This window comes from Actinomycetospora flava, from assembly GCF_037400335.1.
GTDB classification, from domain to species: Bacteria; Actinomycetota; Actinomycetes; order Mycobacteriales; family Pseudonocardiaceae; genus Actinomycetospora; species Actinomycetospora flava.
This window is the reverse complement of sequence record NZ_JBBEGM010000007.1, coordinates 163,544-186,335: the sequence shown is the minus strand read 5'-3', so window position 1 is coordinate 186,335 and position 22,792 is coordinate 163,544. Positions and strand designations below refer to the sequence as shown.

At 72.7% G+C, this 22,792-nt stretch carries 26 protein-coding genes; 16 read left to right on the top strand and 10 right to left on the bottom strand.

Going from position 1 to position 22,792, the window contains the following annotated elements:
* The first annotated feature begins 232 nt into the window (after positions 1-232).
* Together WCD58_RS18000 and WCD58_RS33685 are read left to right on the top strand one after the other, a co-directional pair.
* Entirely contained in the window at positions 233-613 is a 381-nt protein-coding gene (locus WCD58_RS18000) for a hypothetical protein (protein WP_337704428.1), read from the top strand.
* The gene (locus WCD58_RS33685) at positions 591-1,289 is read left to right on the top strand and encodes a mobilome CxxCx(11)CxxC protein (protein ID WP_373696240.1); all 699 of its coding nucleotides are present in this window, start codon (positions 591-593) and stop codon (positions 1,287-1,289) included. The genes WCD58_RS18000 and WCD58_RS33685 overlap by 23 nt, the downstream gene beginning before the upstream one ends.
* A gap of 499 nt (positions 1,290-1,788) precedes the next feature.
* Here the strand turns inward: WCD58_RS33685 and WCD58_RS17995 are convergent, their stop codons facing one another.
* Together WCD58_RS17995 and WCD58_RS17990 are read right to left on the bottom strand one after the other, a co-directional pair.
* The gene (locus tag WCD58_RS17995; RefSeq protein ID WP_337704427.1) at positions 1,789-2,445 is read right to left on the bottom strand and encodes a hypothetical protein; all 657 of its coding nucleotides are present in this window, start codon (positions 2,443-2,445) and stop codon (positions 1,789-1,791) included.
* A 105-nt stretch (positions 2,446-2,550) separates the two neighbouring features.
* Positions 2,551-3,570: a hypothetical protein gene (locus WCD58_RS17990; RefSeq protein ID WP_337704426.1), complete on the bottom strand. Its 1,020-nt coding sequence runs from the start codon at positions 3,568-3,570 to the stop codon at positions 2,551-2,553.
* A 915-nt stretch (positions 3,571-4,485) separates the two neighbouring features.
* Here WCD58_RS17990 and WCD58_RS17985 point away from each other — a divergent pair.
* The 9 genes from WCD58_RS17985 to WCD58_RS17945 all read left to right on the top strand — a co-directional run bounded on the left by WCD58_RS17985 (position 4,486) and on the right by WCD58_RS17945 (position 11,642).
* On the top strand, positions 4,486-5,052 hold the full coding sequence (locus WCD58_RS17985; RefSeq protein WP_337704424.1) for a hypothetical protein: 567 nt from the start codon (positions 4,486-4,488) through the stop codon (positions 5,050-5,052).
* A 450-nt stretch (positions 5,053-5,502) separates the two neighbouring features.
* The gene (locus WCD58_RS17980; RefSeq protein WP_337704423.1) at positions 5,503-6,246 is read left to right on the top strand and encodes an ANTAR domain-containing protein; all 744 of its coding nucleotides are present in this window, start codon (positions 5,503-5,505) and stop codon (positions 6,244-6,246) included.
* A 212-nt stretch (positions 6,247-6,458) separates the two neighbouring features.
* The gene (locus WCD58_RS17975; RefSeq protein ID WP_337704422.1) at positions 6,459-7,226 is read left to right on the top strand and encodes a GAF and ANTAR domain-containing protein; all 768 of its coding nucleotides are present in this window, start codon (positions 6,459-6,461) and stop codon (positions 7,224-7,226) included.
* Positions 7,227-7,452: 226 nt separating this feature from the next.
* Positions 7,453-8,178: a hypothetical protein gene (locus WCD58_RS17970; protein ID WP_337704421.1), complete on the top strand. Its 726-nt coding sequence runs from the start codon at positions 7,453-7,455 to the stop codon at positions 8,176-8,178.
* Between the two features lie 85 nt (positions 8,179-8,263).
* The gene (locus tag WCD58_RS17965) at positions 8,264-9,253 is read left to right on the top strand and encodes a hypothetical protein (RefSeq protein ID WP_337704420.1); all 990 of its coding nucleotides are present in this window, start codon (positions 8,264-8,266) and stop codon (positions 9,251-9,253) included.
* Positions 9,254-9,394: 141 nt separating this feature from the next.
* Entirely contained in the window at positions 9,395-10,297 is a 903-nt protein-coding gene (locus tag WCD58_RS17960; RefSeq protein ID WP_337704419.1) for a helix-turn-helix transcriptional regulator, read from the top strand.
* A gap of 102 nt (positions 10,298-10,399) precedes the next feature.
* Positions 10,400-10,624 carry a hypothetical protein gene (locus WCD58_RS17955; protein ID WP_337704418.1) on the top strand — a complete coding sequence of 75 codons (225 nt, stop codon included), beginning with the start codon at positions 10,400-10,402 and terminating at the stop codon, positions 10,622-10,624.
* Positions 10,625-10,805: 181 nt separating this feature from the next.
* Positions 10,806-11,219 carry a hypothetical protein gene (locus WCD58_RS17950; RefSeq protein WP_337704417.1) on the top strand — a complete coding sequence of 138 codons (414 nt, stop codon included), beginning with the start codon at positions 10,806-10,808 and terminating at the stop codon, positions 11,217-11,219.
* A gap of 36 nt (positions 11,220-11,255) precedes the next feature.
* Positions 11,256-11,642: a trypco2 family protein gene (locus WCD58_RS17945; RefSeq protein WP_337704416.1), complete on the top strand. Its 387-nt coding sequence runs from the start codon at positions 11,256-11,258 to the stop codon at positions 11,640-11,642.
* 4 nt (positions 11,643-11,646) lie between these two features.
* Here WCD58_RS17945 and WCD58_RS17940 read toward each other — a convergent pair whose 3' ends face one another.
* The 8 genes from WCD58_RS17940 to WCD58_RS17905 form a co-directional block, all read right to left on the bottom strand.
* Complete coding sequence (locus tag WCD58_RS17940; RefSeq protein WP_337704415.1) at positions 11,647-13,143, bottom strand: hypothetical protein; 1,497 nt, start codon at positions 13,141-13,143, stop codon at positions 11,647-11,649.
* Positions 13,144-13,155: 12 nt separating this feature from the next.
* Positions 13,156-13,356 (bottom strand): hypothetical protein, encoded by a 201-nt coding sequence (locus tag WCD58_RS17935; protein ID WP_337704414.1) that lies wholly within the window; start codon positions 13,354-13,356, stop codon positions 13,156-13,158.
* A 111-nt stretch (positions 13,357-13,467) separates the two neighbouring features.
* Entirely contained in the window at positions 13,468-13,905 is a 438-nt protein-coding gene (locus WCD58_RS17930; RefSeq protein WP_337704413.1) for an OsmC family peroxiredoxin, read from the bottom strand.
* Between the two features lie 26 nt (positions 13,906-13,931).
* The gene (locus tag WCD58_RS17925) at positions 13,932-14,411 is read right to left on the bottom strand and encodes a MarR family winged helix-turn-helix transcriptional regulator (RefSeq protein WP_337704412.1); all 480 of its coding nucleotides are present in this window, start codon (positions 14,409-14,411) and stop codon (positions 13,932-13,934) included.
* Between the two features lie 37 nt (positions 14,412-14,448).
* Positions 14,449-14,718 (bottom strand): GlsB/YeaQ/YmgE family stress response membrane protein, encoded by a 270-nt coding sequence (locus tag WCD58_RS17920; protein ID WP_337704411.1) that lies wholly within the window; start codon positions 14,716-14,718, stop codon positions 14,449-14,451.
* A 105-nt stretch (positions 14,719-14,823) separates the two neighbouring features.
* Entirely contained in the window at positions 14,824-15,774 is a 951-nt protein-coding gene (locus WCD58_RS17915; protein ID WP_337704410.1) for a ferredoxin family protein, read from the bottom strand.
* A gap of 66 nt (positions 15,775-15,840) precedes the next feature.
* Positions 15,841-17,118 (bottom strand): cupin domain-containing protein, encoded by a 1,278-nt coding sequence (locus tag WCD58_RS17910; RefSeq protein WP_337704409.1) that lies wholly within the window; start codon positions 17,116-17,118, stop codon positions 15,841-15,843.
* A 6-nt stretch (positions 17,119-17,124) separates the two neighbouring features.
* Positions 17,125-17,481 carry a hypothetical protein gene (locus tag WCD58_RS17905; protein WP_337704408.1) on the bottom strand — a complete coding sequence of 119 codons (357 nt, stop codon included), beginning with the start codon at positions 17,479-17,481 and terminating at the stop codon, positions 17,125-17,127.
* Between the two features lie 167 nt (positions 17,482-17,648).
* On the opposite strand from WCD58_RS17905, the gene WCD58_RS17900 reads away from it, so the two are divergent.
* The 5 genes from WCD58_RS17900 (at position 17,649) to WCD58_RS17880 (ending at position 22,782) form a co-directional block, all read left to right on the top strand.
* Positions 17,649-18,419: a phosphoglyceromutase gene (locus WCD58_RS17900; protein ID WP_337704407.1), complete on the top strand. Its 771-nt coding sequence runs from the start codon at positions 17,649-17,651 to the stop codon at positions 18,417-18,419.
* A gap of 115 nt (positions 18,420-18,534) precedes the next feature.
* On the top strand, positions 18,535-19,800 hold the full coding sequence (locus WCD58_RS17895) for a sensor histidine kinase (protein ID WP_337704406.1): 1,266 nt from the start codon (positions 18,535-18,537) through the stop codon (positions 19,798-19,800).
* Entirely contained in the window at positions 19,797-20,516 is a 720-nt protein-coding gene (locus tag WCD58_RS17890) for a response regulator (RefSeq protein ID WP_337704405.1), read from the top strand. Before WCD58_RS17895 ends, WCD58_RS17890 begins: the two co-directional genes overlap by 4 nt.
* Positions 20,517-20,539: 23 nt before the next feature.
* A complete protein-coding gene (locus WCD58_RS17885; protein WP_337704404.1) occupies positions 20,540-21,532 on the top strand; it encodes a Ppx/GppA phosphatase family protein in 993 nt (330 codons plus the stop codon).
* Positions 21,533-21,537: 5 nt separating this feature from the next.
* On the top strand, positions 21,538-22,782 hold the full coding sequence (locus tag WCD58_RS17880; protein WP_337704403.1) for an Rv0497 family membrane protein: 1,245 nt from the start codon (positions 21,538-21,540) through the stop codon (positions 22,780-22,782).
* Positions 22,783-22,792: the final 10 nt, after the last annotated feature.

The window sequence follows — 22,792 nt, the reverse complement described above, 5'->3', positions numbered from 1 at the left end:
CACCACCGGTGGTTACGGACGCGTTCTGCGATCGGGCTACTCTCCAGTCCGCGCAAAGGATGCGAGCGGCCCAATATCAAGTTATGATGGCAAACCGCTCTATTTTCCGGACACTGGTCCAGACGGGAGCGGTCAGAGCCACGGGCGCTCGAATCCACACCCACGCACAGGGCGACCGCAGGTCGAGTCCACCATCCTCAAGGCTGAGATAGAAGACCTTGTAAGGCGGGCAATGAGCAACTCGACAATGAATGCGGAGCCCACTGGGCCAGGTACACGTTCAGGATCGCCTCCACTCGTCCATCGCGCCAGGTCGCCGATCACGAGGCTCATCAATGGCCTCGGAACTGCCGCAGGCGCGATTGGTGTGGTCGGCTCGATACTTCTCGCTGCGCAGTGGGGAGCGACGGGCTACGACGGGTTGAACGGACTGTCGTTCTGGGCTCTGGTGGCATTCTTCGGTGGGCTTATTTCTCTCATGAAGTTCGTTGGTTGGGTTGATGATTGGGAAGAGGACTTCACGCCTATCGTGGGCACCTTCGTGGTGCTGTACGCTCTTGCGGGGGTTTTCTTCATGGTAACTCTTGCGAATGTTATTTGGGACTTCACCTGAGGAAGGCAATTTCCGGGTCTTGTCCCAACCTGCCACGCACAGCCTGGCCCGCGCAGACGAGAGTACAGGAGGGAGCTTGAGTAGCAATCTCAAAGAGCGTGCAGACGACGCACGAGATCGAGCCTTTCATGCGTGGGCAACGGGCTATATTTTCGAGAAGCGTGCTCAGGCTCTCAGGAAGAAGCTTCAATTGGTCTCTTTCCTGGGGTTAGTCGTACCTCTGGTCGTTGGAGGTCTAGCACTCTCGTACGGAGTGGGCTTCAGCGCGCTTCCCGTGATCATTATAGTCGGGTCCGCTATCGGAATCGCGCAAGCAGTCGTAGCGCTCTGGTCTTTGGTCGCGACGTGGGTCGAAGCGTACGATCACGCGGTCAGATCGGCTGTGAACAATAAGGCACTAACCAGAGAATTTGAGGGAGTCGCCCGCGCCCTTACGATCCATGACAGCGCCGCAGCCGAAATTGAACTGCGAACCCTCGAGGCGAGAGACGACGCTCAACGCGATCTTGACACTCGAGCCGGCGTCACCGAGCCGCAGAAGCGGGAAGGTATGCGCTCCGCGCTGCTGCGAACGCAACGTAAATGCGTTAGATGCGAGAAGATACCTGAGAGCATGCAGCCGACCGAGTGTGGAGTATGTGGTGACTACAACAACTGGCTATCAGGGTGGCGGTAGCTTCCCGCCTCCACCACCGAGTCAGGCGGTCCTAAGGATGATGCGTGGATACACCAAACTGAGCCAAGATGAGCAAAGAAGGTTCGTCGACCTTCTAAACGAGTACATCGGTAACCCCGGTCAGAGGCCGGTGCTCGGCTCAGGCTACGAGATGAAGATTGACGTCGGGCCGACCGGCCGCGCCTGCCCTTGTTGTGGCCGCTAGCTAGATTACAGTTGCATCGGGGGTTATTGAGCTAGGAGCTATGCCGCTCTCGGCTGAACGTCCCCATCTTCTCGTTGGAAGATTGCGCCTAGAACCACGACGGCCTGTGAAAACGATGTCGGCTACACGTCAAGTCGAAGCATCGCCGTGCGCGGCCCCGGTTTTCTCTGGGTGCTAACATCTTAGGTGGTTCTTAAGGGTGTCACCATTTTCTATTCGGATCAACCGTCGATGCATCTCTAAGTCGCCGTCGCTCTTTTCTCGACTGGTTCGAGACTCAGTGTAATTGCAAATTCATGTGGGGATGTCCTCGGGTCCAGGTGTTACTGGGAATGGGCCCCAGCCGCTACCGGCTATAGGATAGCCATTCTCGATAGCTGGCGACAACCCTAGGTCTCGACGAATCGAGTCGTAGAGCAAGAGCTCGGCGTCGTCGAATTCTTCCTTATGACTGTAGAAGACTTCGTCGTCTTCGCCGCGTTTGGTGCTTTCACCCCATATCCAACACGCATTGTAGGCGTCGTCCGCTCTTGCCAAGACCTCAGGCGACGTGTAAACACGAAGTCGCTCAATGCGCTGAAAGGCCATGCTGTTCCAGCCGAATGGGAGCGCATTCTCGGCGCCCGAAGGTGTTTCTGCAGATAGTCCCATGCCGTGATCGTAAACGGTTCGCGACATCTCACGCAGTTCTTCGTAGAACGAGACAGTTGCTTCTCGCTTGGCATCGAAGTTGCGAAGCAGGTCCTCGCGGGACCAAAGTTCCTGTTGGCGTAGTCGCTCCCTCTGCCAGGCAACTTCTTCGCGGCGATCAGAGCGGCGCTGAGTTATTGCCACGCCAACAATTGTCCCCAAGACCGAGCCAGCTAGACCTAAGGCGCCCACCACAAGCGGCACCCAAATCGGCGTCATCTGGCTACCATAAAGCCAGAGGTAGATGCTGGTCTCAGGCATGGCGCTAGCGCCTTGTCATGCACTGCGAGTGCGGGGCACGCCCGTCGCGGGCCGCGTGCTCCCAGAGAGGGAGTGCTCGTCAGTGGGCCAGTTCGGCCAAGGTTCCTAGAGCGGACCCTGCTCAACGCACCGAAGATCGTGTTGCTCAAGCCATCGACGAGCGTCGGCTAGACCGCCGCGTTCGGCAACTTCGAGTAGGTCCACCTCTCGGCGGCTTGCGGTGAGCCAATCCCACGTATCCTTGGGCAGACCAAGATGGCCTTCCGCTTCCTGGTCCTCTTCCGCGATCTCCTGGTCCGTAGCCTCCTCCTCGAGCTCTGCGAAACCTCGAAGGTCCCGGCAGCCTCGCGACCACGTGAGCTGGCGGCGTCCGTCCGAAGCTTCCTGCCACTCCCACCAGCGCGTCGTCGCGGTGGCTTCGTAGGTGTCGACGGCGTCCGCGAGGAGCTGCATAGGCGTACGGCCGCCCTGGCTGCGGCCGTGCTTCCCGGCAGCGCCCGTTACTTCGTGGGCCATCTTGGTGAAGTAGTCGGCTAGGTCCCCCTCGCCGAGCTGGGCCTTGCGCAGGTCCCAGCCGTGCTCATCGGACGCGTCGAAGCCCTTGCGCTCCAACGCGCGTTGCCAGCGGCCGAACATGCGGGCTCCGACGCCCGCGGCGACGAGCTCGGCGGAGACGTCGTCGGCGAAGGAAAGCGGCGCGTGCACGTGGACGTGCCAGCCGTTGGCGCCGTCGGTGACCTCCACGACCCGCGCCCAGCCGAGCAGCCCGCCGAACAGCGCAGAGTCCTTCGCCCAGGTCGAGCCGGAGGTGACCGCGGCCCAGGCGTAGCCCAGGACGTCCCAGCATCCCTCCTTGCCCTTGATCTCGGCGAGTTCGATCTCCTCGGCCTCGGCGGCGCGCTCGTCGACGTCCCACCCGTTGGCCTCGGCGACCTCACGGTCGGCGCGACGTTCCTCGAGCAGGTCCCGCCGACGCCGGTCAGTGGTCGAGAGGCCGAGGCGGTCTCCACGGGCATGACGCATCGTCAGGGTGAGCATGAACGCTGATCCGCCGTGCTCGTGCACCGCGCGCATCACGGCCGCGAGATCGTCAGCGCGACGGGTGGCGACCTTGACCGCGCACACCGGGCAGCTCCACACCGACCCGCAGTGCTTAAGCCCGCCATACGCCGCTGAGCGGGTGCCGTCCCTATTCGTGATCGCCCCGAGCGTCGGGCCATTGTCCGGGCCGCCGATCTTTGTGGCCGCACTGCTGCGCCCGCTTGAGCTGCGACACCTTCCGGAGCTGACGACGGCGGACCCAGCGATCCCGGCGGCGGGCCTGGGAGCGCTCCTGGCGATCCTTCTCGACGGACTCGGCACCCTTGCCCGCACCACGGCCACGCCCCGGACCTCGGCGGCCGGGAGCATCCTCGCGGCGGCGCCGTCCGGCTCGAAGACCTGTTACCCCTTTACCGAGAACCCGCCCGCTCACCGGGCACCACCCACGGTCAGAGCCGGCGCTGGCGCGCCGGCGTGGCCCGGCCCTGCCGGGCCACGCCTCCCTGCACCCCCAATGACTGCGTCGGGGGCGGGGCGGCGGACCCGGGCGGGCCTGGCCACCGCGACGACGGCAGCGACGACCTGGACCTCGGCGGCCGCCGGGAGCAGCACGAGACTCGGCCTCCGGCGGCCAGGCGCTCCGCCCTGGACCAGGGCACCGACCTCAGGAGAGCCCCCGACAGCGACGAGCTCGAGGGTGCGGGGGTGGTCGGGGCGGGGCCTCACCCACGACGACGCGCCCGAGGGCTGCCAGACCGCCCGCACAGCTGCAAGCGCCACCGGACCACACAGCCGGCGGTCATCGACGACAAGGGCGCTTGCACCCGCACGAACGGCCCGGCAGGGCAGAGCCCGCGCCGCCGAGGGAGAGACCCTGAGCTGGCTCCTGACAATGAACGGACCGTCAGGAATACTCTTCTTCAGCCGTCTCCGGGACAAGGAGACGTCATTGCTTCTAGGCCGACCACCGAAATGGATCGGGCGGACCAAGGAAGGTTGATGAGCGCAGACGACGGAGCGGGAACGTCGCCGAGTGAGGCGCACAACTCGCCCAACGACGCTCGGACAGATCAGGCAGCACTGATCGGGGCGAGCCTTGGAGCGATGATCGCTGTCGCATTGGCGGACAGTGACTGGGACACTTTCGACAGCATTGCTGGAGTGGCCTTGATCGGCGTTCTGGTCGGCTATTATCGTCCGGTTTGCCCTAGAACCGTTGGGGAGCGGGTTCGGAAGGCGAGCGCCTTCTCGGCTCTCGTTGGTCTTTGTCTCTGCATCATCCTCGCCGCTCCCGTCAAGGAGCAGTGGTTCTCCTACCATCGACTCGGCGAGGCGGCCGCACTCGAAGAGCGAGCGTTCAACAGAACTTTCCTGTTCGTCTGGCTCGGCTCTGTATTTCTCGTCATGTTGATCTGGTTGTGCGTGTGGGGCTCTCTCCGGCCAGCCCGGAAGTACCCCTATTACCGCTGGAAGGTGGAGCCCCAGAGGTTGAAGGCAGGTAAGGCGGTGCAGCGCAGGCGTTGGCGCGTCTGGCTCCGCCGGGCCTGGCCTCGACGGGACCCGTGACATACCCATGGGACTTCCGGGGGTGAGAGCACCGCGGCGGTCCGCCGGCGACTTGGACGCGGACCGGCGCAGTCGGTGGGCCTCTGGGGTGACCCGGGAGCAACTGCGGAACCACCACGGAACACGCCAGTGATCACGGCGACTGTAAGCGGCGGTCTCCGCTGGTAGATGAGTCGCGCGCCATGATCGTCTGAGATCCTGCGCAAGGACCTCCGCGCCCGGGAGCAGGCGCCCGCGTAGCGACGGGGCCCGCTCCGGCTCCGGACAACCCGTGCGGGTGTTGTCCATCCGCTCGCGGGGAACTACCGCTGCACCTCGCTCGGCGAGGCCCGAACAGTCCACCCCACGGCTGCTGTCCGGTACGTCAGGCACAGGTCCTGCCACCGACTCGACAGTCGTGCCGTTCCTGTGCCTCCCCGACCGCCGCGACGCGGTGGAGGAGGTCCCGCGATGGAAGTCGACGACGCGCTGGTGCCCGCCCTGCGCCGGGCCGCCCGTGACCTGGTGGCCCAGCGCAACATCCGCGACCTCGAGCAGATCCTCGCCGGGATCGTGCGCGCCGCGGTGGACACCGTGCACGGCGCGGACGCCGGCGGCATCTCGATGACCGAGCACGGCACCGTCACCTCGCGCAGCCCGACCAACGACGCCGTCACCAAGCTCGACGCGCTGCAGAGCGACCTCTACCAGGGGCCGTGCATCACCGCGATCGAGGAACCCTCCGAGGACGGCGTCATCGCCGCCGACGACCTCGACGGGAGCGACGCGGCGCGCTGGCCCGACTTCGCCCCGCAGGCGGTCGAGGCCGGCTACCGCTCGGTGCTCTCCACGCAGCTCAACGCGGGACCCGGGATGCGCGCGGCCCTGAACCTCTACGCCGGTGAGCCCCACGTCTTCGACACCGACGCCCGCACCACCGCCGGACTGTTCGGCGTGCAGGCCGCCCTGTTGATCTACGGCAGCGAGCAGGCGTTCCACCTGCAGCGCGCCGTCGACAACCGCGACGTCATCGGCCAGGCCAAGGGCATCCTCATGGAGCGCTTCACCGTCGACCCCGACGAGGCCTTCCAGATGCTGGTGCGCTCGTCCCAGGAGACCAACATCAAGCTCGCCGAGGTCGCCCGCTGGCTGCAGAACGAGGCGATGCAACGCCGGGAGACACGCCGCGACGCCGCGACGGACTCCAGCCGATGAGCAGCCCGAGCCTGTCACCGACGGTGCGCGCTCTTGACCGCTCCGTGCCGACGGGGGACCGTGGCAACCGTCACTGGGTGTACAAGCTGCTCGTTGACTGAACAGATCGCTCGGTGGAGCGGATGAGCTGCTGGGGGCCGCCGCTCCGATTCTCCCGACGGCCGCACCCACCACGCGCGGCCACCCGCTCCCGGCGGACGGAGACGGTCGTCATGACCGCAGACATGCAGCTCGCCCACCTGCGCCGGACCACGTTCGACCTCAACCACCGCGCCGGCGCGCGGAACCACGTCCAGGCCCTCGCCCGCATCCACGGCAGCGCCCTGGCCGTCGTCGCCGGCGCCGACAGCGCCGGGCTGACCCTGCTCGACGAGCGCTACGAGGCGTTCACGCGGGCCACCGAGGTCCCGGTGGTCGGCACGCTCGACGCACTGCAGCGCGAGGTCGACGGTCCCGCCCGGACGGTGCTCACCGAGCCCCCCGCCGACGGGGTCGTGCGCGCCACCGACCTCGCCGGCGACGACGGGGAGCGGTGGCCGGAGTTCGCCGCGCGTGCCCTCGACGCCGGCTGCCGCTCGATGCTCTCGGTGCGGGTCGAGGTCGACGGCGGCCCGCGCCTGGCCCTGAACCTGTACGGCACCGAGCCGGCGGCGTTCGACGACCGGGCCCGCCACGCCGCCGGGGTGCTCGCGATGTCGGCGGGCATGCTGCTGCTGGCCGCCGACCACACCGCGCAGCTGCAGCAGGCGCTCGACACGCGCGACACGATCGGCCGCGCGAAGGGCGTGCTCATGGAGCGCTTCGGTCTCGACCAGGACGAGGCCTTCGCGAAACTGCGCGAGGCGTCCCAGGAGACCAACATGAAGCTCTGCGAGGTCGCGCGGTGGCTCGGCGACGAGAGCGACACCATGGCCGCCCGTCGGCGCGACCTCGGGACCGGCGAGCCGGCTCCCCCCACGCCGCTCCTGCGCAGCGTCTGAGGGTCCGTTCGTCAGAGCCGAACGGCGCCGTTGACCGGCTCGTCCGGACGAGGATCGTCCGGTCCCTGGTCCGCGGACGGTGCCGCTCGTCGGCTCGCGAGTGTGGTCAGCGGTCCCGTCTCGTGCCACTCCCCCCGCGGCCGAGGCGGGATCGTCAGTTGCGGACCCGGCCGTGCGGACGACGGGCGCGCTGGTCGGGGGCCCCTGAGGCGTCTACGGTTGCCCGGTGGGGCGCGGTGGAGAAGCAGCGCAGTCGCCTCTGCGCGCGCGGGTGCGCGCGGAGGTCGACGCCTCGCGCGCCCTGAGGAGACGCGCCGAGGACCGCGCCCGGGCCCAGCGGGGCTACACCGCGACCGTCGACCGGCGCGCCCGCGCCCAGCGCGCCCGGGCCGTGAACGCCTGGCCGAGCGCGCACGGGCTCGTCGCGCACGCGGACACCCTGCGGTACGAGGACGTGCTCGCCCTCGTGCTCGAGGCGGCCACCGCGCTGTACGGCGGCTGCCGGTCGGTCAGCCTCACCAGCATCGACCAGCTCTCCGGCGACCAGTGTTCGTACAGCACGGTGGCCTCCACCGGCGAGTCGGGCGCGGTCGACGCGGCGCAGTACCGGCTCGACGAGGGCCCGTGCATCGACGCCGCGGAGATGGACCTGGTCGCGTCGGTGCGCGCCGACGACCTGGCGAGCGTCGAGGGAGCGCGGTTCTGGCCGCGGTTCTCCGAGGCCGCCGGCATGCTCGGGGTGCGCTCGTCGCTGTCCATCTCGGTGCCCTGGAGCGCCTTCCGCGTGGGCCTGCAGGCCGACCAGCACGCGGTCGGCGCCATCAACTTCTACGGCTCCGAGGCGCACGCCTTCGACCGGTCGGAGGTCCAGGCGGCCATGCTCGGCGCCTGGGTCGGCTCGATCCTCAGCGGCCGGGAGCCCGCCGAGGTCTACGAGGGCACTCCGGCCTGATCCGAAGCTGGTGCGGCCCCGACGCGGGGTGGACACTGAGCGCACGTCCTGATCGCAGGGTGAAACGGGGCCGAGGAGGCGCCGCATGGCGGTCGTGCGCGCCGACTTCAGCACCGGCGACCCGGCGCTGGCCGAGGACCTGATCCGGCGGATGTACGTCGACCAGCGCCTGACCCTGTCGGGCCGGCCGGAGCGGTTCGCCCTCGAGCACCACGCCATGGTGGTGCCCGGGCCGGGATCGGTGACGCTCCAGCAGCTGCTCCACACGCGGACGATGCGGTGCGAGGTCGAGCCGGACGCCGTGGGTGACGCCCTGATCGTGGACGTCCCGCGGTCCGGGTCGGTCGCGCTCGTCGACTGCAGCGACTTCGAGGACGTCGTCGCCGGACCGGGGGAGGTGGTCCTCGGGGCGCCGACGGGCCGGTTCGCGGGCGTCGTGGCCGGGGGGTTCGACGCGACGGTGCTGAGTCACCACGAGGTCGCCGCCCACGCCGCCGCCCGCACCGGGATCGCCGCCGACGCCGTGCGGTTCACCGGGCTCGCGCCGGTCGGGCCGCGGATCGGGTCGTCGTGGGTCCGCACCGTCGCGCACGTCCGCGACCGGGTCCTCGCCCGGGAGGACCTCGTCGACGAGCCGCTCGTGCTCGACGGCGTCCACCGTCTGCTGGCCACGGCCGTGCTGGCGACCTTCCCCAACACCGCGCTCGAAGCCCTCCGCGACCCCCGGGGCCGCGCGGGCGACGTCGGCGAGACGAGCGCCGAGCGGGCGGTGGACTTCGTGCACGCGCACGCGGGCGAGCCCGTCCGCCCCGCCGAGGTGGCCGCGCGCGCCGGCGCGCCGACCCGCGACGTCGACACGGCCCTGCGGCGCCGCCGGAACACCACCCTGGCGCGGGAGCTCTGGCTGGCGCGGATGCGGGGGGCGCACGCCGACCTGTGCGTCGGCGACCCCGCCGCGGGCGACACGGTCGCCGCGATCGCCGCGCGCTGGGGCTTCACCAGCCTCGCCCGGTTCGCCGTCGCCTACACGATGACCACCGGCGGCGAGACCCCGGAGGACACACTCCACCGCTGAACGGCCCAACTCGTTCGCCCCTGGTCTCGGTGGTTCGCCCAGTGGATACCGCTGCGGCCGCGAGGCGAATATGTTCCCAGGACGATGAACGTGGACCTGAGGCCAGTGTCCCGGCGTCACGTGCGGACCGACGATCCCGAGGTGGCGGCGGAGCACCAGCGCGCCTACGCCCGCTTCCGCCACGAGCCGATCGCGCGGGAGGGCTTCGCGTTCGAGCTGGCCGCCTCCTTCGCCGGGCCGTTCGGCGTCAGCCGGATGCGGCACACCGGACGGTTCCGCGCCTGGGTCGAGCCACCCGAGACGCTGATCGTCATGGAGGTGCTCGGCGGGGGCCTGTGGATCGCCGACCGGGACCGCGACGTCGCGGCGCGGGTGATGCTGGCGCCGCACTGGTCGCCGCACTCCGCCGGGTGGGACACCGTCGACCTGCGCATGACGACGCTCGACCTCGACGAGGTCGCCCGGGTCGGCGCCGAGATCTCGGGGCTCGAGCCGTCCGGGGTGACGTTCGGGACGATGACGCCGCGGTCGGCAGCGCTCGCCCGGTACTGGACCGACCTGGTCGACCACGTCGACCGCGCGCTGCTCGCCCACGACGAGCTGATGGAGCTGCCGCTGATGCACGCCGAGGCGATGCGCCAGCTGGTGGCCGGCGTCCTCGCCGTGTTCCCCAACAGCACCCTCGACCACCACCGCGAGCCGGACCACGAGGCGGTGGAGCCGGCGACGGTCCGCCGCGCCGTCGAGTTCATGGACGCCCACGCGCACGAGGACGTGAGCCTCACCCAGGTGGCCGAGGCGGCCCGGATGGGTCCGCGCGGGCTGCAGGCCGCGTTCCGCCGCCACCGCGAGCAGTCCCCGCTGGACTACCTGCGACGGGTGCGCATGGAGCGGGCGCACCACGACCTGCAGGTCGGCGACCCCACCCGCGGGGACACCGTGGGGGGCATCGCCGCGCGCTGGGGCTTCGCGAACGCCGGGCGGTTCGCCGTCGACTACCGGCGCGCCTACGGCCACTCCCCGAGCGACACGCTGCGTCGCTGACCCGGGTTCTTCCCGCTGTCGCGGCCGGTGGTGCACCATCGAGGGGGACAGGCCGGTTCACCCGCGAGCCGCACATCGTCACGTCTCTGTGCGGGGGACCCGATGCAGCTCGAACGCGACCTCTGGGACGTCCTCGCCGACGCCCGCCCCGACGACGACCTCGACGACCACCTCCACGACGGGCCCGACGACCCCGGGACGCGCTCGGCGTTCTCGGAGTGGCTCGGCGGCCGGGATCTCGAGCAGCTCGCCGCCGCCGCCCGCGTCGCCCGCTTCACGGGTGACTCGTTCGGCCGCCGTCTGCGTGCGGACAGGCGAGGGGAGTAGCCCGTAGACGCAGAGCGCACGAAGTGCTCGCTTGACGAGTGCCGTTCGGGGGAGGACCGTCGGTGCCGGGCCGTGAGCACGCTCGCAGCCCGGCGCGGCCGGTGGTCGATGCCCGGGCCCCGTCGGTCGCCCTCCCCCCGCGTGACCGACGGGGCTTCGCCGCGCTCGTACCGTGGCGTGCGTGGAGCCGCTCCGGATGCCCGTCGCCGCCGTGACGGTGACCGCGGCGCTCGCCGCCGCCGGGATCGCCGCGTCCATGCTGCTCGCCGGCCCGGATGGACCCGGGGCCGCGTCGACGGTCGTGCTCGCCGCCGCGCAGGTCGCGCTCCTGCTCGGTGTGCGCAGCGGCGCCGTCCGGGCGCGGCAGTTCCTGCTCGCGTGGTCGGGCCAGGCCGGCCTGACCTACCTCGTCGCGGGCGATGCGGGGGCCGAGTCCGCCCTCGTGTTCCTCGGCGTCGGGCTGGTGTTCGCGGCCGTCGTGGTGGCGGGGCTGGCCCTGTGGCGGCCGGAGCCCGAGCCGGACGCCGAGCCCGACGCCGGGCCGGACGGGCGCGGCGGCGGCACCCAGCCCCTGCCGGTCGCCGAGGGCGACTGAGGGGGCGGTGTCGGAGGGCCCGGCTACGGTCGGGGCATGACGGGGACGACGGGGGACGACGGCTCGGACGAGGGCCTGGATGACGGCCTGGGTCTCGACGAGGTGCTCCTGGCGCTGCGGCACGACCTCGTCGCCGCGCGGGGCCGTCCCGGCGAGAGCTACGGGCTCGGCGTCCGCGAGGTCGAGATCGAGCTCGCGGTCGAGGTGCGTCGCCGGCGCGCGGCGGAGGGGTCGGTGGGCGCGAAGTGGTTCGTGCTCTCCGGCGACGTCTCCGGGCGCGGCGAGCGCGAGCGCAGCGACAGCCACCGCATCCGGCTCACCCTCGGTCCGGTGTCTCCGGACGAGGACGTCGACGGCGGCACGGAGACCGCCGACGGGGTGGTCGGCCCGGCGATCGCGGGCGCGCTGCCCGAGGACGCGTGAGGGCTCAGCGCCGTCCCGGCCGTCCGGTGCGGTAGCGCCCGGGCTCGGCGAGGCGCAGGTCGCGGCGGGTGCCGTGGTCCGGGCCGATGCGGTGGGCCAGGCGCCCGCCGTGCAGCGCGACCAGGCCCTCCTGCAGCGGCTCGTGGTGGGTCGAGGCGGTCGCGTCGACGAGGGCCTCGCCGAGCACGTCGGGGCGCGCGTCGCGCCGGGCCGCGCGGTCGACGGCCTCCACCACCCAGAGGTGCTCGGGCAGGGCGGCGAGGCGGTAGAAGTCGGCCAGCGCCGGGTCGACGCCCCGCGCGCCCAGGCCCTCCAGGTAGTCGTCGCTGCGCACGACGTAGGTGCGGAACGTCAGCTCGCCCGCCGCCGCGGCCCGCGACACCGGCTCGTCGTCGTCGGCGCGGCGCAGGTAGCCCGCGAACCACAGGCGCCCGGCCGCCTCGGCGCGCTCGGCGGTCACGTAGACGGCGGGCAGGAGCGGCAGGATCGCCGTCTGCCAGGGCCGGTGGGCGTCCTCGGGCTCGGCGAAGGGGTCGTCGACCTCGAGGTAGGGGCCGCGGGCGTCGTCGTGGCGCCACAGGGTGACGCGCCGGTCGTTCCCGGGCTCGCGGCGGTAGCCGACGACGACCCAGGCGTGGCTGGTGGAGATCACGATCGGCGGGAGCTGGCTGTTGACGTAGCGGCAGAGCACCGCCCGCAGCGACAGCCGCCCGGCCTGCGGGTCGGCGCGCCGGCCGGGGGTCCCCGGCGCGGTGACCTCGTCGGCCGCCGCGTCCTCGTCGGGCGTGGCCGGCAGGTGCATCAGCCCCGGTGAGAGCCCGAGGCGCGTGGCGCCCGCGAGCATCTGCTGCACCGAGAGCCCCTCGCTGGGGATCTGCCGCCCGACGATGACGCCGCCCAGCGCCGCGTCGTGGACCTCGGCGGTGAGCCGCCGCGGCAGGCCGTGGGCGAGGTGCGCGTGGCGCAGGACCATCCAGAGCGTCGCGTGCGCGCAGCGCAGGTACTCGGCGTCCTGGCTGAGGAAGGGCATCGCGCTGATCCACAGCGGCGTCCCGAACAGCGACACCCGCTCGGTCGCCTCGCAGCGGATCGCGTCCTCGAGACCGCGCGGCGGCGCGATCATCGTGCGCCCCACCGGCGTCGAGGGGAGCGGGCGCAGCACGACGTAGCCGCGGTAGGCCTCCTGGCGCAGCCGGGAGAGGTCCTCGGGCACGTCGTCGGTGAACAGGTGCCAGCGGTGGCAGACCGACGGCCGGCGGCGGAACAGCTGCCCGTGGAACGCGCCGTGCTCGCTGCGCCAGTCCGGGTCGAGGTGGCGCTGCTCGACCACGACGCTGCGCACCCCGTGCTCGCGCGCGATCGCGACGATGCGCCGCAGCGGGCGGCTGCCCTCGGCGCCGGCGTAGAAGTCGACCAGCTCGTCCCAGGCACCGGGCACGGTGACGTCGTAGACCGCGCCCGCCGAGTCGTCGGGCGACCAGGACAGGAACGACCAGGTCACCGCGCCGCCGTCCTAGTGCAGGCGGACGCCTTCGGTGTCGACCTCCGCGCGCAGCTCGGCGTCACGCACCCGCGCGAGGTCGGCCCGGTAGCGCTGTTGCAACGTCGGATCGTCGAGGTGGAGCCGCGCCGCGAGGTCGCCCGCCGGCTCGCCCGGCTCGACGATGCGGCGGCGTCCGGTGCGGGGTGTCCCGTCGCCCGTGTCGTGGGCCATGGCGTCTCCCGGGGGATGTCGTCCGTCCCCAGGCTACCGGCGCGGGGGCACCGCGGATACGGGACGACGAGCACGGCGTCACCGTAGCCGCGGCCCCCGACGGCCCCGGGCTCACTTCCCGAGCGAGGCGTCCAGCGTGATCGTGGTGCCCGCGAGCGCCTTCGAGACCGGGCAGGTCTGCTCGGCGGTCTTCGCCAGCTCCTGGAACTTCGCGTCGTCGAGGCCGTCGACGTCGGCGCGCAGCGTGATCGCGATGCCGCTGATCTCGAAGCCGCCGCCCTTGGCGGGCGACAGGGTGACCTCGGCGCTGACGTCGATGGAGTTCGCGGTGAGCTTCTCGCCGCCGAGCACCCCGGAGAGGTTCATGGCCAGGCACGAGGAGTGCGCCGCGGCGATGAGCTCCTCGGGGCTGGTCTGGCCGTTCGGGTCCTCGGCGCGGGTCGGGAACGAGACGTTGAACTGGCCGGCGTTGGACGAGTCCAGGGTCACGTGACCCGTCCCGTCCTGCAGGCCGCCTTCCCAGTGCGTGGTCGCGTCGCGGCTCGGCATCGTCGCCTCCTGAGGGTGCGTGGGTGTCAGCTGGCGGACGACTCCCCGTCGACGCCGCGGAACGCGACCGTCGAGGCGGTGATCGTCCGGAGGAGAACGATGAGCTCGTGGCGCGCGCGGTCGTCGAGACCGAGGGCGCAGCCGATCGTGGTGGGCACGTGGGCGACCCGCTCGCGCAGGGCGCGACCGGTGTCGGTCAGGTGCACCGTGACCGTGCGCTCGTCGCGGGGATCGCGGCGCCGCTCGACGAAACCGGCACCCTCCAGCCGCTTGAGCAGCGGCGAGACGGTGCCGTAGTCGAGCGCCAGCGCGGCACCGACGTCCCGGACCGTCCGCGGCTCGGACTCCCAGAGGATCAGGAGGACGAGGTACTGCGGGTAGGTCAGCCCCAGCTCGGCGAGCAGGGGGCGGTAGACGTCGGTGACCGCGCGGGACGCCGAGTAGAGCGCGAAGCAGGCCTGCTCCGACAGGAGCAGGTCGTCCTGCGCGCCCTCGTCGGTGCTCATCACGCTGAACCTAGCGCACGATCACATCGTGCACAATTTATCGACGGACCTGCTTGCGGCCGGTCACCTTGTTGTAGATCACCAGCAGGATGATCGCGAAGATGATCGAGCCGATCCACCCGAGCGGGTTGGACAGCTCGATGCGGCCGCTGAACAGCGAGAACACCAGGCCGCCGACGACCGAGCCCAGGATGCCCAGCCCGATGGTGGCGAGGATGCCGATGTTGTCCTTGCCGGGGACCAGCGCGCGGGCGATGAAACCGACGATGAGTCCGAAGACGATCCAGCCGAGGATGGTGAGGATCATGTGTCCTGCTCCGTTCCGGGAGTACGAGCCGTGCGACGGCCACTTTCCCGGGTATCCGCGGGCTCAACCAGTGTCGTCAGCCGGTTTTCGACGTTTGCCTGTTCTTCATCCGACGGCGCCCGTGACGGGGACACCGGCCGCCGCGCCCGCCTCGGTCGTCAGATCCACGAGGTCGAACACGCGCATCGACGCCGCGCGCCCGGCCGAGCAGGTCAGCGGCGTGGGTGAGGCGACCCACCGCTCGCGCACGACCACGGTGACCGGACCCCGCTCCGGGCCGCCGTCGAGGCGCACCGCGGTCGCGCCGTCGTCCCGCGCCTCGACACCGAGGACGCGCAGCGCGTCGATGTGCGGCTCCCGGAGCACCAACCGGGCGTGGTGCTGGGCCGCCTGGGCCGGCGGGGTGAGGAACGACCGCCCGCGAACCCAGACCGTGTCGACCTCGCCCGCGGCGTAGCGCTCGACGACCGCGACCGCCTCGGTGGCGGGCACGCGGCCGAGCACCAGGCCGTGGGGGAGCAGGACGACGTTGGCGGCGAAGCGGTCGCCGCCGGTGTGCGTGGTCTCCCAGGTGCGCTCCGGGTAGGGGCCGGCGAGCTCCGCGGCGACCGGGCGCCCGCGCATCGCGCAGCACGCGTCGTGGCGGCCGTGCGCGCAGACGAGGTAGATCGGCTCCGGCGACGGCGTGGTCACCGCCTCGACATCCGCGAGGGCCGCCGGCAGCTCGTCGGGCGAGCCGACCCGGCCCCAGCGGACCGACTCCGCCCCGGGCGTCGTGTCCACCACGGCGAACCGGCCGCGGTCGGCGAGCGGCTCGCCGCGCAGGCGCGGGCGGCGGATCAGCTGGAAGCGCGCGCCGCGGGCACGGCAGAAGGCGTCGATCGCGTCGACGACCTCCGGCGCGTAGCCCGCGTCGCCGAGCGCCTGGTGGCCCCACGGTCCGGGATGCTCGACGAGCAGCCAGCACCGGGCCGGCGGTGCGGTCGCGACGAACGGGTCGTCGCGGTCCCGGGCGGCGTCCGAACAGCGGAAGCCACCGGACTCGGTCGAGGTCATCTCCAAGTCATACCCCGCGCGGGCGCCGGTGGACACCCGTCGCGGGGCACCGAGGTGAGGGTGACCTCACTCCGGGACGAGGACGCCCTCCTTGAGCAGCCGGCGGACGACGACCGCGCCGTCCTCGGGCGTGACCCCCGGCAGCTCGCCGGCGGTGGCCGTGCGCCCGTCGAGCAGGCGCCCGACCGCGGCGCGGGTGCCCGCGGGGAGGGTCAGGGTGCGGTCGGCCAGCTCGAGCACGACGCTCTCGTCGTCGGCCCCCGGCCGGAGCCGGTGGTGCAGGCCGCGCCGCAGGCGCACGGCGGTCGTCGCGTCCGCCGAGGTCGCCGCGGCGGCCTGGACCAGCGGGGCGACCGCCTCGGGGCGGTTGCCCGTCCAGGCGCGGCGGCGCAGGCGGCGGGCGACGCCCTCGGCGCGCGCGGGGTCCGGCGTCGCGAGGGTCTCGGCCAGCCGCGCGGCGATCGTCTCGACGTGCGGGGCGAGCGCCGCCGGGTCGGACGCGTCGATCCCCAGCGGCAGCGACCCGCGCAGCTCGGGGTCGGCGGTGAGCGCGTTGACCAGCGCGTCCACGACCGCCCAGCGGGTGAGGACGTGCACGCCGATCGTCAGGTGCGCGCTGACCTCGCCCTGCGCGGTCGCCGAGTGCAGGTAGCCGCGCGGGAGGTACAGCGCGTCGCCGGGCTCGAGGACCTCGTCGATGAGGGGGTCCTCGCCGGCCCGGGCGGCCACGGCGTCGGCGTGGTCGTTCCAGGGCTGGGAGCGCAGCGGGTCGGGGTGCACGGGCGCGTGGACGTGCCAGCGCTTGGTGCCCGCGACCTGCAGCACGAAGACGTCGTGGACGTCGTAGTGGGCCGAGAAGCCCTGCGACGACGCCGGCGTGACGTAGGCGTTGGTCTGGGCGGGGTGCCCGAGCTCGGTGGCGAGCGCGGTGACGAGGTCGGCGACCGGGGCCCAGGTGCGGTGCACGCCCTGCAGGACGACGGTGTGGCCGTCGGCGAACAGCGCCGCGACGCGGTCGTCGTGGATCTGGTCGGACACCTCGGCGCCGACCCCGCCCTCGCCGGTGAACTGCCGCGAGTCCACCACGGTGCCCTGCTTGGCGATCCGCAGGAACGGCGTGCGCAGCCCGCGCCGCGAGAGCAGCTCGTCGACGGCGCCGAGGTCGAAGAGGTCGCCGAACGCCGGCGGGTCGTCGGCGTCGGCGTGCTTGGCCAGGTCCGCGGCCCGCGACAGGCGGGCCTCACGGCCCCAGGCGGCCGCGGCGAACTCGTCGAGGTCCCCGGCGACGAGGCGCCGCAGCGCCGGGCGGTCCGGGGACCGCCCGGCGAACGACTCGGTCGTCACGAGGCCTCAGGCCCCGCCGTCGGCGCCGCCGTCGGAGCCGCCACCGCGGGCGCCGCCGTCGGCCGGGCCGTGGCCGGCACCGCCGTCGGCGCCGCCGTCCGCGCCGCCGTCCGCGCCACCGTCGGCACCGCCGCCCGCCGCGCCGCCGTCGGCCGGGCCGTGGCCGGCACCGTGGTCGGCGCTGCCGTCCGCACCGCCGTCGGCGCCGCCGTCCGCGCCACCGTCGGCACCGCCGCCCGCCGCGCCGCCGTCGGCCGGGCCGTGGCCCGCGCCGTGGTCCGCGCCGCCGTCGGCGCCGCCGTCCGAGCCGCCGCCGGCAGCTCCGCCGTCGGCCGGGCCGTGGGTGATGTCGTCGTCGTTCACGTCGGTCTCCTGAGGAGTCGGGTCGACCCGGGGGAAACTCGGGCCGGTGGTGGGTCGCGAGCACGCTGCTCCGACGACGCAGGCCGTACCCGGCCGGGGGTGATCTCACGCGCGGGTGACCCCGGTGGCGTGGTGTCGTCGGCGAGCCGCTGGCATCGTCTCTCGCCATGACCTCGGAGGGAACCGTCGGCACGCTCGTCCTCCTGCGCCACGGCCAGAGCGACTGGAACGAGAAGAACCTGTTCACCGGGTGGGTGGACGTCGCGCTCTCGCCGAAGGGCGAGCAGGAGGCCCGCCGCGGTGGGGAGCTGCTCGCCGAGGCCGGCCTCCTGCCCGACCTGGTGCACACCTCGCTGCTGCGCCGGGCCATCAACACCGCGAACCTGGCCCTCGACGTCGCCGACCGCGGCTGGATCCCGGTGCGGCGTGACTGGCGCCTGAACGAGCGGCACTACGGCGCCCTCCAGGGCAAGGACAAGAAGCAGACGATGGAGGAGTACGGCGAGGAGCAGTTCCAGATCTGGCGTCGCTCCTACGACACCCCGCCGCCACCGATCGACCCCGACGACCCTTATGCGCAGACCGGCGACCCCCGCTACGCCGACCTCGGCGATGCGCTGCCGCGCACCGAGTGCCTCGCCGACGTCCTCGAGCGCCTGCTGCCCTACTGGCAGTCCGCGGTCGTGCCGGACCTGCGCGCGGGGCACACCGTGCTCGTCGCCGCGCACGGGAACTCGCTACGTGCGGTGGTCAAGCACCTCGACGGCGTCGACGACGCGACGATCGCCGGGCTCAACATCCCGACCGGGATCCCGCTGCGCTACGACCTCGAGACCACCCCCGACGGCGACCTGCGCCCGACCAACCCGGGCGGGACCTACCTCGACCCGGACGCGGCGCAGGACGCGATCGCGGCGGTGGCGAATCAGGGCCGGTAGCAGCCCTCCCAGATGAACGGCGGCCGAACGGCAGGCCAACCCTGTCGCCCGGACGCGTTGGACAGCTCACGAGGAGCGCACGGTCGGGGTCGCGACGGCCCTACCATCGGCAGATGTGACCGTCCCCGTGCTGGTGGCCGTCGTCGTGGCCCTCCTGGCCGCGGCGATCGGCGCCGTCGCCGGGGCCGCCGTCGCCCGCCGGCGGCGTGACGAACCGGTGCGCCAGCGCGCCCGCGGCGTGCGCGGCCCGACGGTGGCCGAGCTCCTGGCGCGGCTGGTGCGCCGCTCCCAGTCGGGCATCGCCGTGGTCAACCGCTTCGGCGACGTCGTGCTCGCCAACGAGCGGGCGGAGTCGCTCGGCGCGGTGGTCGACGCCCGCCCCGACCCGCGGATCGCCGCGGCGGTCGAGCGCGTCGTGGCCGGCGGCGAGCCCGCCGAGGTCGACCTGTCGCCCGCCACCTATCCGCCCGGCTCGACGCCGCAGACGATCGTCGCGCAGGTCCGCCCGCTGGGGGACGGCTTCGTCGTCGTCGACGCCACCGACACCTCGGCGGCGGTCCGGCTGGAGGCCGTGCGGCGCGACTTCGTCGCCAACGTCGGCCACGAGCTCAAGACGCCGGTCGGGGCGCTCGCCGTGCTCGCCGAGGCCGTGCTCGACGCCGACGACCCCGACGAGGTCGCCCACTTCGCCACGCGCATCCTCAACGAGTCCCACCGCCTCGGCGCCCTGGTCACCGAGCTCATCGCGCTGTCCCGGCTGCAGGGCGCCGACCGGCTGCCCGAGCTCGTCCGGGTCGACGTCGACGAGGTGCTCACCGAGGCGCTCAAGCGGGTGCGGGTGCCCGCCGAGGCCGCGAGCGCCGCGGGCACCGAGGAGGCCCCGGACCCGCGCGAGCGCTTCCTGCTCGACGCGCCGAGCGGGCTCGAGGTCGCGGGCGACCGCACGCTGCTGGTCACCGCGCTGTCCAACCTGCTCGAGAACGCCGTCGCGTACTCGCCCGAGGGGGCGTCGGTGTCGGTGCGCCGGCGCCGGCAGGGCGACCGCATCGAGATCTCGGTGACCGACCGCGGCATCGGCATCGCCCCCGAGCACCAGCAGCGCGTGTTCGAGCGCTTCTTCCGCGTCGACCCGGCGCGCTCGCGCGCCACGGGCGGGACGGGGCTCGGGCTCGCCATCGTCAAGCACGTCGCCGCCAACCACGGCGGCGAGGTCCGGCTGTGGAGCCAGCCCGGCGTGGGGTCGACCTTCACGCTCCGGGTGCCCGCGGCCCCCGTCGACGACGCCGACGACGGCGACGCCGACCTCGAGGCCGACCTGGCCCTCACCACGGCGGGGTCCGGACCGGACCCGGCCCCGTCCGCCACCGGAGGTTCCCCATGACCCGCGTGCTCATCGTCGAGGACGAGGAGTCCTTCGCCGACCCGCTGGCCTACCTGCTGCGCAAGGAGGGCTTCGAGACCTCGGTCGCGGGCACCGGCGCGGCGGCGCTCGACGACTTCGAGCGCCACGGCGCCGACATCGTCCTGCTCGACCTCATGCTCCCCGGCATGAGCGGCACCGACGTCTGCAAGGCGCTGCGCCAGCGCTCGTCCGTGCCGGTGATCATGGTGACGGCCCGCGACGCGGAGATCGACAAGGTGGTCGGGCTCGAGCTCGGCGCCGACGACTACGTCACCAAGCCCTACTCGGCCCGCGAGCTCATCGCCCGCGTCCGGGCGGTGCTGCGCCGCGGCCAGGACGGCGAGCCCGAGAGCGGGGCGGCGAACGGCGTCGCGGGCGAGCGCCAGCTCCTCGAGGCCGGCCCGATCCGCATGGACGTCGACCGCCACGTCGTGAGCGTCGAGGCCGAGGGCCGCAGCGTCGAGGTGCCGCTGCCGCTCAAGGAGTTCGACCTGCTCGAGTACCTCCTGCGCAACGTCGGCCGGGTCCTCACCCGGGCCCAGCTCATCGACCGGGTGTGGGGCGCGGACTACGTCGGCGACACCAAGACCCTCGACGTCCACGTCAAGCGGCTGCGCGCGAAGCTCGAGCCCGAGCCGTCGGCGCCGCGGCACCTGGTCACGGTGCGGGGTCTGGGCTACAAGCTGGACGCCTGAGCGCCACCGTTAGACTGCGGCCCGTGCGACTCGGGGTGCTGGACGTGGGGTCGAACACCGTGCACCTGCTGGTGGTCGACGCCCAGCGCGGCGGTCACCCGACGCCGACCCACTCCACCAAGACGGCGCTGCGTCTCGCCGAGCACCTCACCGAGGGCCGGCTCGAGGACGCGGGGGCCGACGCGCTGGTGGAGGCGACGGCCGACGCGCGGGCGCAGGCCATCGACCTCGGCTGCGAGGACCTGCTGGCGTTCGCGACGTCCGCGGTGCGCGACGCCTCCAACTCGCCCGCCGTGCTCGAGCGCGTGCGCGAGGAGGCGGGCGTCGACCTGCAGGTCCTCTCGGGCCCGGACGAGGCGGCGCTGACGTTCCTCGCCGTGCGGCGCTGGCTGGGCTGGTCCGCGGGCCACCTGCTGGTGCTCGACATCGGCGGCGGCTCGCTGGAGATGGCGGTCGGCCGCGACGAGGCGCCGGTGCACGCGATCTCGGTGCCGCTGGGGGCCGGCCGGCTCACGCGCGACTGGTTCACCACCGACCCGCCGCAGCGCAGCGAGCTCAAGTCGCTCACCGAGTACGCCCACGAGGTGCTGGCCCCCGCGGCGAACACGCTGCTCGGCGAGGGCCCGCCGGACCGCGCGGTGGTCACCTCCAAGACCTTCCGCTCGCTGGCCCGCCTCACGGGCGCCGCGCCGCGCAGCGCGGGACCGCGGGTGCGGCGGCGGCTGAGCGCGGCGGGCCTGCGTCAGGTCGTGGCGTTCATCTCCCGCATGAGCTCGTCGGACCTCGCGGAGCTCGAGGGCGTGTCCGCCAGCCGCAGCCACCAGCTCGTCGCCGGCGCGATCGTCGCGCACGAGGCGATGACGGCGTTGGGCCTGGAGGAGGTCGAGGTCTGCCCCTGGGCGCTGCGCGAAGGGATCATCCTCGGTCGTCTCGACCAGCTCCAGCCGGGCGGTGGGATGCTGTCGACCGACGGTCCCCTCGCGACTGGACGACCGACACTGCACGAGGCACGGTAGGTGTCGTGAACAGGGACGACGGGCCCCGACCAGGCACCCAGCGCAGTGTGGCCGAGCTGTTGGCGGCCTACAGCGCGGAGTCCCAGCAGCCCCGGCGTCGCCGTTCCGACGAGCCGGCCGAGGGCACCGGGCAGGAGCCGCCCCGCGCGCCCGAGCCCGCGCCGCCGGCGACCGGTGGGTACGACACCTCGTCCACGGGCGGCTACGACACCGCGTACTCCGGCGGCTACGACACCGGCGGCCACGACGCCTACACCGGCGGGTACCGGTCGGGCGGCTACGACACCGGCGGCTACCTGGGACAGGACCCGTACGGCACGAGCTACGACTCCTACGGCAGCGGCTACGACGGCCAGGGCTACGGCAACCCGTCCTACGACGGCCAGGGGTACGGCGGCGGGTACGGCACCGTCCGCAACGGCTACGCGGGCACCGAGTACCCGCCCCGCGACCCGTGGGCGGGCGCGCCCGCCGCGCCGTCCGGCCCGCCCGCGCCCCCGCCCGGCCCGCCGCCGGGACCGCCCCCCGGGCCGCCGCCCCAGCCGGCCCAGCAGGCCCAGCAGCCTCCGGTCACCGGCACCCAGGCGTTCGGCGCCCCGCCGCGTCCCCCGCAGCAGCCGACGCAGCAGCCCCCGCCGCCCCAGCAGCCCCCGCGCCCGCCCGGTGTGCCCGCCGCGCGGGCCGGCGACGGCGGCCCGTCGACCGCGGTCGCGCCGGCGCCCCTCGGCGCCCCGCCGCCGCGCGGGGGTGCGCTCGACGACGACCGCGCCGGTCCGCCGACCGCGGCGTCGGCGATGGCCCGCCCCGACCTCGACGACGATCTGCACGACGACGACCTCGACGACGACGATCTCGACGACCGGTTCGACGACGAGCGCGACGACGTCCCCGCGGGCCTCGGGCGCGCGCCCGGCCGCACGCGCTTCTCCGACGACGTCGACGAGGACGGGTACGACGACCTCGACGAGGAGCCGGAGCCCCCGCGCAGCTCGGCCCGCGACTGGGCGGTCATGATCGTCCAGCTGGTGCTGGGCGCGCTGCTCGGCGCCGTGCTGTGGACGGTCTTCTCCTACCTGTGGCAGGAGCAGCCCGTCGTCGCGCTCGTGCTCGCCGCCGCCGCGACCACGGGGCTGGTGTTCGGGGTGCGGGCGCTGCGGCGATCCGACGACCTGCAGACCACGGTGCTGGCGGTCGTCGTCGGGCTGGTCGTCACGGTGTCCCCGGCCGCGATCGTGCTGCTGAGCCGCTGATCCGTGGTCT

Coding starts and splice junctions, on each gene's coding strand:
- WCD58_RS17890 (WP_337704405.1), top strand. CDS start 19,797: ATGACCCGCGTGCTCATCGTCGAGGACGAGGAGTCCTTCGCCGACCCG.
- WCD58_RS17965 (WP_337704420.1), top strand. CDS start 8,264: ATGGCGGTCGTGCGCGCCGACTTCAGCACCGGCGACCCGGCGCTGGCC.
- WCD58_RS17995 (WP_337704427.1), bottom strand. CDS start 2,445: ATGCCTGAGACCAGCATCTACCTCTGGCTTTATGGTAGCCAGATGACG.
- WCD58_RS17915 (WP_337704410.1), bottom strand. CDS start 15,774: ATGACCTCGACCGAGTCCGGTGGCTTCCGCTGTTCGGACGCCGCCCGG.
- WCD58_RS17900 (WP_337704407.1), top strand. CDS start 17,649: ATGACCTCGGAGGGAACCGTCGGCACGCTCGTCCTCCTGCGCCACGGC.
- WCD58_RS17975 (WP_337704422.1), top strand. CDS start 6,459: ATGACCGCAGACATGCAGCTCGCCCACCTGCGCCGGACCACGTTCGAC.
- WCD58_RS17920 (WP_337704411.1), bottom strand. CDS start 14,718: ATGATCCTCACCATCCTCGGCTGGATCGTCTTCGGACTCATCGTCGGT.
- WCD58_RS17930 (WP_337704413.1), bottom strand. CDS start 13,905: ATGCCGAGCCGCGACGCGACCACGCACTGGGAAGGCGGCCTGCAGGAC.
- WCD58_RS17945 (WP_337704416.1), top strand. CDS start 11,256: ATGACGGGGACGACGGGGGACGACGGCTCGGACGAGGGCCTGGATGAC.
- WCD58_RS17935 (WP_337704414.1), bottom strand. CDS start 13,356: ATGGCCCACGACACGGGCGACGGGACACCCCGCACCGGACGCCGCCGC.
- WCD58_RS17955 (WP_337704418.1), top strand. CDS start 10,400: ATGCAGCTCGAACGCGACCTCTGGGACGTCCTCGCCGACGCCCGCCCC.
- WCD58_RS17985 (WP_337704424.1), top strand. CDS start 4,486: ATGAGCGCAGACGACGGAGCGGGAACGTCGCCGAGTGAGGCGCACAAC.
- WCD58_RS33685 (WP_373696240.1), top strand. CDS start 591: ATGTTATTTGGGACTTCACCTGAGGAAGGCAATTTCCGGGTCTTGTCC.
- WCD58_RS18000 (WP_337704428.1), top strand. CDS start 233: ATGAGCAACTCGACAATGAATGCGGAGCCCACTGGGCCAGGTACACGT.
- WCD58_RS17925 (WP_337704412.1), bottom strand. CDS start 14,411: ATGAGCACCGACGAGGGCGCGCAGGACGACCTGCTCCTGTCGGAGCAG.
- WCD58_RS17980 (WP_337704423.1), top strand. CDS start 5,503: ATGGAAGTCGACGACGCGCTGGTGCCCGCCCTGCGCCGGGCCGCCCGT.